The organism is Arthrobacter flavus (assembly GCF_039526005.1).
GTDB lineage: Bacteria > Actinomycetota > Actinomycetes > Actinomycetales > Micrococcaceae > Arthrobacter_D > Arthrobacter_D flavus.
Window position 1 is genome coordinate 171,763 of the sequence record NZ_BAAAIJ010000032.1, and the last position, 7,683, is coordinate 179,445.

Here is a 7,683-nt window from a genome sequence, read left to right on the forward strand (position 1 = left end):
GAAATCATAGTGTGATCATCCGGATTTGGGGAGGGTCTGACGACTGCTGTTTAGTCCGTCAAACCGGACCATGGACCGTTCGCTGGGTCGCTGCGGGCAATGCTCCGCGAAAACTGAGTAACCGCGGCCGAAAGACCAGTAGCGGCAAGGCAATCCGAGTATTCCTTTCTATTAATCTTTGATCACATAATGATGCATCCGAGGCCTCGTCCGGTCTCAGGTTGCCGCACAGTGGGAGTACGGCAATTCCGCTCTGGCGCAAGCCAAAACTGGAAGAGGAATGTCAGTGCGAAGATTCATTTCGATCCTTCTCGGGCTGCTGATGGTTGCAAGCTTCGGTGTCGCGATTCCCGGGGCAGCAACCGCATCCGAACAGACCCTGTCATCGGTGGTCCGTTCAACCCCCGTCAACTACACCCCCCATGTGCTTGACGGGATTGTGTTCTCTATCGCCGAGGTCGGCGACACAATCGTTCTCGGGGGATCGTTCACCCAGGTCCAGGCCAGTGCCGGCGGACCAGTATTGACCCGCAACGGAGTGGTTGCGTTCAATAAGAACAACGGTCAGATCAGCACCGGCTTTGCGCCCCAGTTCAACAGCACTGTGCGAAGCGTGGTCGCCGCGGCGGATGGACAGTCCGTTTACATCGGTGGACAGTTTGGAACTCTCAACGGCGCCAGCACCCCGAAGGTGGTGCGACTCGCTCTCAGCAACGGTGCCAGAGTTACCGCGTTCAACGCGGGGAATATCAACGCAGTCGTCCACGACATGAAACTCTCCGGTAACCGACTCTTCATCGGCGGAGAATTTACCGCCGTCAGGGGACAGGCTCGGGCGGCGCTCGCCGAACTGGATCCTGTGTCGGGCGCGCTCCGCGCCAACACCAATATTGTCTTCGCGGGGACCCACCTTGGTGGGACCACCTTCGTGCACAAGTTCGATGTCACTCCGGATGGCCAAACCATGGTGGTCACCGGCAATTTCACGTCCATGGACGGGCTGGACCGCGTGCAGGTGGGAATGATCGATCTCTCCACGCCAACGGCCACGGTGGCAGATTGGCAAACCAACAGGTGGAAGCCCAACTGCTTCTCTGTCTTCGCCTACTACCTGAACGATCTGGATATCTCCCCCGACGGATCCTATTTCGTGCTCGGTTCCATGGGCGGCTACGGCAGCGGCCCTCCAACTCTGTGCGACACCGTGTCGAGGTGGGAAATAGCTGACCGGGGGGCAGCCGTCAACCCAATCTGGGTGGACTATTCCGGTGGAGATAGCGTGTACGCCCTGGAAGCCACCGGGGAGACTGTCTACTTCGGTGGACACCATCGGTGGATGAACAACCCGTTCCGCGGTGACGCTGCAGGGCAGGGCGCCGTCGAGCGGGAGGGCATTGGCGCGCTCAGTGCACTCAGTGGTCTTCCCATGCAATGGGACCCAGGGCGGGACCGCGGCCGTGGCGTCTTCGACCTGCTTGCAACGTCTCAAGGATTGTGGGTGGGCTCGGACACCGATCGCATTGCCCGCTTCCTATATCGAGCGAGAATCGCGTTGTTCCCGTTGGCCGGAGGAACCGCGATACCAGCGGCTTCGGCACCCGCGCTACCGGTCGATGTACTGCAAAGTGGGACACCCAGTAGCTCGGTGGATCCGCGGTATCTTTACCGGGTCAATGCAGGCGGCGATACGATCCCGTCCATTGACGCGGGGCCGGACTGGGTCGGTGATGCTGCCCCGCCGGGCAGCACGTATCGCAATACGGGCAACGCTGCGGCTTACCCCGCTGTGCCGCAGATTACTGGGGCCGTGCCTGCCAGTACTCCCTTGTCGGTGTTTTCAACCGAGCGCTGGGACCCAGCAAGCGCACCCGAGATGAAATGGTCGTTCCCCGTAACCGCCGGGAAGGACGTCCAGGTGAGAATCTACCTCGCGGACCGCTGCAGCTGCACTCAGGCCAGTGGCTCACGGGTGTTCTCGATGACGGTCGACGATCAGATGGCCTTCGAGAACTATGACATCAACGCCAGCGTGGGTCACGATACGGGAACCATGCTGACGCGGGATATCACCAGCGACGGCACGGTAGACATCGAATTCCTTCATGTTGTTGAAAATTCGTTGGTCAATGCAGTCGAGATTTTCGATCTTGATGCGCCTGCCCCGGATCCCGGCCAGACAGACCAGCTAAGCCAGGTGTATTTCACCGGTAGTGAGGGTGCGGAGGCCAGCCCGAATGTGACGGGTGCTGTTCCGTGGGACAGCGTGCGCGGCGGGTTCGTCGCAGCTGGATCCATGTATCTCGCAATGGCCAACGGGGAACTGCATCAACGATCCTTTAACGGATCACAGATTGGCGGACCCACAGTCATCAATCTGAACGGACTGGCGAACTTCGCGAGTGAGATGCAGTCGATGACAGGGCTGTTCTACTCCAATGGCCGCATCTATTTCACGTTGGCAGGCCAAACCAGTCTGTTTATGAGGCATTTTGAGCTTGACAGTGGGATTGTCGGTGCCCAGCGGTTCACTATCGCCGGCCCGACGGGCGGCGCGACCTGGAGCAATGTGCGGGGCATGTTCCTGGCCGACGACACGTTGTATTGGGCCTCCGCGGACGGCAATCTGAATGCTCTGGACTGGACGGAGTCGGTGGGTGACGGAACCGTTTCCGGAACGTCCACCGCCGTGAGCGGTCCAGCCCTCGATGGCGCCAACTGGACGGCGAAGTCTCTGATCGCCAAGCCAGGAACGGCTCCTCCGCCGGTCAACGAGCCGCCGTCGGCCAGCTTCACCCAGACATGTGACGGCCTTGAGTGCTCGTTCGATGGCGCGGGATCGACCGATTCCGACGGGACCATCGGCTCGTACGCCTGGACCAGCAGCGACGGTGGATCCGGGACGGCAGCAGTCTTCACCCGGGAGTTTGCATCGGCTGGAACCTATGAGGTGACCCTCACGGTCACTGACGATGACGGTGCCACATCCTCGACCACGCAGGAGGTGACTGTCACTGCCGCTCCACCGGTGAATGAGGAGCCGACGGCGACCTTCACTGACGATTGTGTGGAGTTGACGTGTACGTTCGACGGGTCCGATTCGTCGGACCCCGACGGCGAAGTCACTAGCCATGTGTGGGCTTTTGAGGGTGGGCCTGCGGCCGAGGGGGAAATTGTTACGCGTACTTTTCCTGAGGCGGGCAGTTATGACGTGACGTTGACCGTGACGGATAACGCAGGCGCTACGGGCACGGTTACACGCACCATTGATGTCAGTGGTGGGACGGATCCGACAACACCCGTCACGTTTGTGGCGTCGACTGCGAGCACGAATACCGGCTCGGTCCTGACCCATAGTGTGGTGTTGCCAGCGCAAGTGCAGGCCGGCGACGTGTTGGTGGCGATGTTCTCGACGAATTCCGGGACCGTGGGACTGACGCACCCCACGGGCTGGGACGTGTCGGCGGAGGGTGCCACCACCTCGATGCGGTCGGTCATGTATGGCAGGGTGGCGACGGCCTCCGATGTGGGAGCTACGGTATCGGTGCGCACGGCAGCGTATGGCCGGGGGACCCTGGTGGTTACGGTCTACCGCGGGGCGCAGATTGCCGCGGCCTCCTTTGACATGGAGACGGAGACCGTCAGCCGTGCACAGCACACCACCCCGACGCTGCCTGCTGCGGCTGGCGATTGGGTGTTGTCCTACTGGGCTGACAAAACTGCTGCGACCACCAGTTGGGCTGCTCCGGGTGGAGTGACTGCACGACAGACCGGGGCCGGAACGGGAGCCGGGCATATGAGCTGGCTTGCCGCCGACAGCAACGGACCGGTCAGCGGACCCACCGCGGGTGGTTTGACCGCAACCGCGAACAGTGCCACGGGTAATGCCGTGATGGGAACCGTCGTCATCAAGCCGGGTACCCCCTAGCTGACGGCCCCGCGCAGTAGCGAGAACGACGGGTCCCTTCCGGTCACCAATCCGGAAGGGACCCGTCGTCGTCTTCGCTAACGGGGAACAGCCCGTCGCTTGAGGCAGGGCGGTGGTAAAGTCGGACGCGACCATACGGGTATGACCTCCTGTCCCACAGCCTGCGGAAACCAGCCGTTCAGCAGCGTCGCCGCGGCCCTGTTGCCCGGCTGTGGGAACCGTCCCGCCGTGGCACCGAACCGAAGTACGGAGAACACTCAACGATGGAAACTACTGCCACCGGGAGCACCGCCATAGCGCCTGCGTCACGGGCACTGGAAGTGATCGGCGGGGACCTGACCGAGAAGAGCCTCAAGCGCTATCTGGGGGGGATCGCTGGTGTCGACGCGGTGGGCCTGGAAGCCCGCGCGGCGTCCCTGGGGACCCGGTCGATCAAGACGACGTCGAAGGCGTGGGCCCTGGACACGATCATCTCCCTGATCGACCTGACCACCCTTGAGGGGTCGGACACTCCGGGGAAGGTCAGGTCGCTTGTCGCGAAGGCGTTGGTGCCCGACGCCGGTGACCTGTCCACCCCGCGGGTGGCCGCGGTGTGTGTGTATGGCGATATGGTGCCATACGCGGTCGAGGCGCTGGGCAGAGCCCACGACGCCGACGCCCCGGGCCGCATCAATGTCGCAGCGGTCGCCACGGCCTTCCCCTCCGGGCGGGCGTCGCGGTCGGTGAAGCTCTCCGATACCGCCGACGCTGTTGCGGCGGGTGCGGACGAGATTGACATGGTCATTGACCGTGGCGCGTTTTTGGCGGGCCGGTATGGTCTGGTGTTCGACGAGATCGTTGCGGTGAAGGAGGCCTGCCGCCGCGCCGATGGTTCCTACGCGCACCTGAAGGTGATCCTGGAAACCGGGGAGCTCAACACGTACGACAACATCCGGCGTGCCTCATGGTTGTCCATCCTGGCTGGCGGCGACTTCATCAAGACCTCCACCGGCAAGGTAGCCCCCGCTGCGACCCTCCCGGTCACCCTGTCGATGCTTGAAGTGGTCCGCGACTGGCACCGGCTCACCGGCGAGAAGATCGGGGTGAAGCCGGCCGGCGGCATCCGCACGTCCAAGGACGCCATCAAGTACCTGGTCACCGTCGCCGAAACGGTGGGGGAGGACTGGCTTCAGCCGGACCTGTTCCGCTTCGGCGCTTCAAGCCTCCTCAATGACGTGCTCCTGCAGCGTCAGAAGCTCACCAGCGGCAGCTACTCCGGCCCTGCCTACGTCACGATCGACTAAGGATCCACTCATGACATTCCTCGAATACGCACCGGCCCCGGAGTCCACCTCTATTCTGGACCTCAAAACCGAGTACGGCCTGTTCATCAACGGTGAGTTCGTCCCCGGCAACGGCGAATCCTTCACCACCATTTCCCCTGCCACCGAGCAGACCATCACCACCATTTCGTGCGCCAGCGAGGCCGACGTCGACACCGCCGTCGCCGCCGCCCGCCGGGCTTACGAAAAGACCTGGTCGAAGCTCTCCGGCACGGATCGGGGCAAGTACCTGTTCCGGATCGCCCGGTTGGTGCAGGAACGCTCCCGTGAACTGGCCGTCGCGGAAACCCTCGACAACGGCAAACCGATCAAGGAAAGCCGCGACGTCGACGTCCCCCTGGTCGCCGCGTGGTTCTTCTACTACGCCGGCTGGGCTGACAAGCTCGACCACGCCGGACTGGGCCCGAACCCCCGGTCACTGGGCGTCGCAGCCCAGGTGATTCCGTGGAACTTCCCGCTGCTGATGCTGGCGTGGAAGATCGCCCCCGCCCTGGCCGCGGGTAACACGGTGGTGCTCAAGCCCGCCGAGACCACCTCCCTGACCGCGATGCTGTTCGCCGAAATCCTGCAGCAGGCCGACCTGCCAGCCGGTGTGGTGAACATTGTCACCGGCGCCGGGGCCACCGGCTCAGCACTGGTCAACCACCCGGACGTCAACAAGGTCGCCTTTACCGGCTCCACCGCCGTCGGACGGTCCATTGCCCGGTCAACGGCCGGGACCAGCAAGAAGCTCACCCTCGAGCTCGGTGGCAAGGGCGCGAACATCGTGTTCGACGACGCCCCCATTGACCAGGCCATCGAGGGCATCGTCAACGGGATCTTCTTCAACCAGGGGCAGGTCTGCTGCGCCGGATCCCGCCTGCTGGTGCAGGAGTCAATCCACGACGAAGTCGTGGACCGGCTCAAGGAGCGATTGTCGACGCTGCGCGTCGGTGACCCCCTGGACAAGAACACCGACATTGGTGCGATCAACTCGGCGTCCCAGCTCGGCCGGATGCGCGAGCTCTCCGACATTGGGGAGCAGGAGGGCGCCACCCGCTGGAGCCCGGCGAGTAACCTGCCGCAGCAGGGTTTCTGGTTCCCGCCCACCATCTTCACCAACGTGTCCACCAGCCACCGTATTGCCCGGGACGAGATCTTCGGGCCGGTACTGTCGGTGCTGACCTTCCGCACTCCCGCCGAAGCGATCGCGAAAGCCAACAACACCCCCTACGGTCTCTCGGCAGGGATCTGGTCGGACAAGGGCAGCCGGGTTCTCGCCGTCGCCGACAAGCTGCGCGCCGGGGTGGTCTGGGCGAACACGTTCAACAAGTTCGATCCCGCGTCACCGTTCGGTGGTTACAAGGAATCCGGGTACGGCAGGGAAGGCGGCCGCCACGGACTCGGCGCTTATCTGGCCCCCGCTGCGGCGCCCAAGTCCTCGGTGGTCTCAGCCATCATGAACAAGACCCCCCTGGGAGGCTCCAAATGAGCGCTGCACGGCTAGGCGTTCCGAAGACCTACAAGCTTTACATCGGCGGAAAGTTCGTCCGCAGCGAATCCGGACGCGTCTATGAGGTAGCAACCAGGAAGGGTGGACCCCTGTTGAACACCGTCAATGCGGCCAAGGGCTCACGCAAGGACGCGCGCGACGCCGTCACCGCCGCCCGCGCAGCCGTCAGCGGCTGGGCCGGGACCTCCGGGTATAACCGCGGGCAGGTGCTGTACCGCATTGCCGAGGTCCTCGACGGGCGCCGGGCACAGTTCGCCGACGAGATTGCCGCATCCGAAGGGGTTTCCGACGCTGCGGCTGCAGCGCAGGTCGACGAGGCCATTGACCTGTGGGTCTGGTACGCCGGCTGGGCCGACAAATACGTGCAGGTGGCAGGGAACGCGAACCCGGTCTCGGGCCCGTACTTCAACCTGTCCACCCCGGAGCCCACCGGTGTCGTCGCGGTCATCGCCCCGCAGGGGCCCGGCTCGCTGCTCGGGTTTGTTCGTGCCGTCGCGCCGGTGCTGGTCAGCGGGAACACGGTGGTGGTGCTCGGCAACGAGCGCGCACCACTGGCGGCCCTGAGCCTCGGGGAAGTCCTCGCCACGTCGGATGTACCCGCGGGTGTGGTGAACATCCTCAGCGGTTCCCCCGCCGAGATCGCTCCCTGGCTGGCCTCCCACGCCGACGTCAACGCCCTGGACCTGCTCGGGGCCGAGGACCTGGACTGGGTGGACCTGCAGATCGCCGCCGCGGAAACGCTCAAACGGGTGCTGCCGCCCGAGACCGGCCCCGACGCCGGCGCCCCCTCGATCGACCGGATCACGTTCTTCACCGAGACGAAGACCGTCTGGCACACCAAGGGTCTGCTCTAACGGTCCTACCGCGTCTAACGGTCCTACCGCGCAAAAAAGTGGCGGACCCGCAGGGGAGTGGTTGCTCAACCACTCGTCTGCGGGTCCGCC

The 7,683-nt window shown here is 63.8% G+C and carries 4 protein-coding genes; all 4 read left to right on the plus strand.

Annotated features, from left to right (window positions below):
* Window positions 1-286: 286 nt before the first annotated feature.
* The 4 genes from ABD059_RS08405 to ABD059_RS08420 all read left to right on the plus strand — a co-directional run bounded on the left by ABD059_RS08405 (window position 287) and on the right by ABD059_RS08420 (window position 7,593).
* Window positions 287-3,925: a PKD domain-containing protein gene (locus ABD059_RS08405; RefSeq protein ID WP_343878956.1), complete on the plus strand. Its 3,639-nt coding sequence runs from the start codon at window positions 287-289 to the stop codon at window positions 3,923-3,925.
* Window positions 3,926-4,188: 263 nt separating this feature from the next.
* Window positions 4,189-5,208, plus strand: coding sequence for a deoxyribose-phosphate aldolase (gene deoC / locus ABD059_RS08410; RefSeq protein WP_343878958.1), 1,020 nt, complete (start codon window positions 4,189-4,191; stop codon window positions 5,206-5,208).
* 10 nt (window positions 5,209-5,218) lie between these two features.
* The gene (locus tag ABD059_RS08415; RefSeq protein WP_343878960.1) at window positions 5,219-6,718 is read left to right on the plus strand and encodes an aldehyde dehydrogenase family protein; all 1,500 of its coding nucleotides are present in this window, start codon (window positions 5,219-5,221) and stop codon (window positions 6,716-6,718) included.
* Complete coding sequence (locus tag ABD059_RS08420) at window positions 6,715-7,593, plus strand: aldehyde dehydrogenase family protein (protein ID WP_343878962.1); 879 nt, start codon at window positions 6,715-6,717, stop codon at window positions 7,591-7,593. Before ABD059_RS08415 ends, ABD059_RS08420 begins: the two co-directional genes overlap by 4 nt.
* The last annotated feature ends 90 nt before the right edge of the window (window positions 7,594-7,683 follow it).

Coding starts and splice junctions, on each gene's coding strand:
- deoC (WP_343878958.1), top strand. CDS start 4,189: ATGGAAACTACTGCCACCGGGAGCACCGCCATAGCGCCTGCGTCACGG.
- ABD059_RS08415 (WP_343878960.1), top strand. CDS start 5,219: ATGACATTCCTCGAATACGCACCGGCCCCGGAGTCCACCTCTATTCTG.
- ABD059_RS08420 (WP_343878962.1), top strand. CDS start 6,715: ATGAGCGCTGCACGGCTAGGCGTTCCGAAGACCTACAAGCTTTACATC.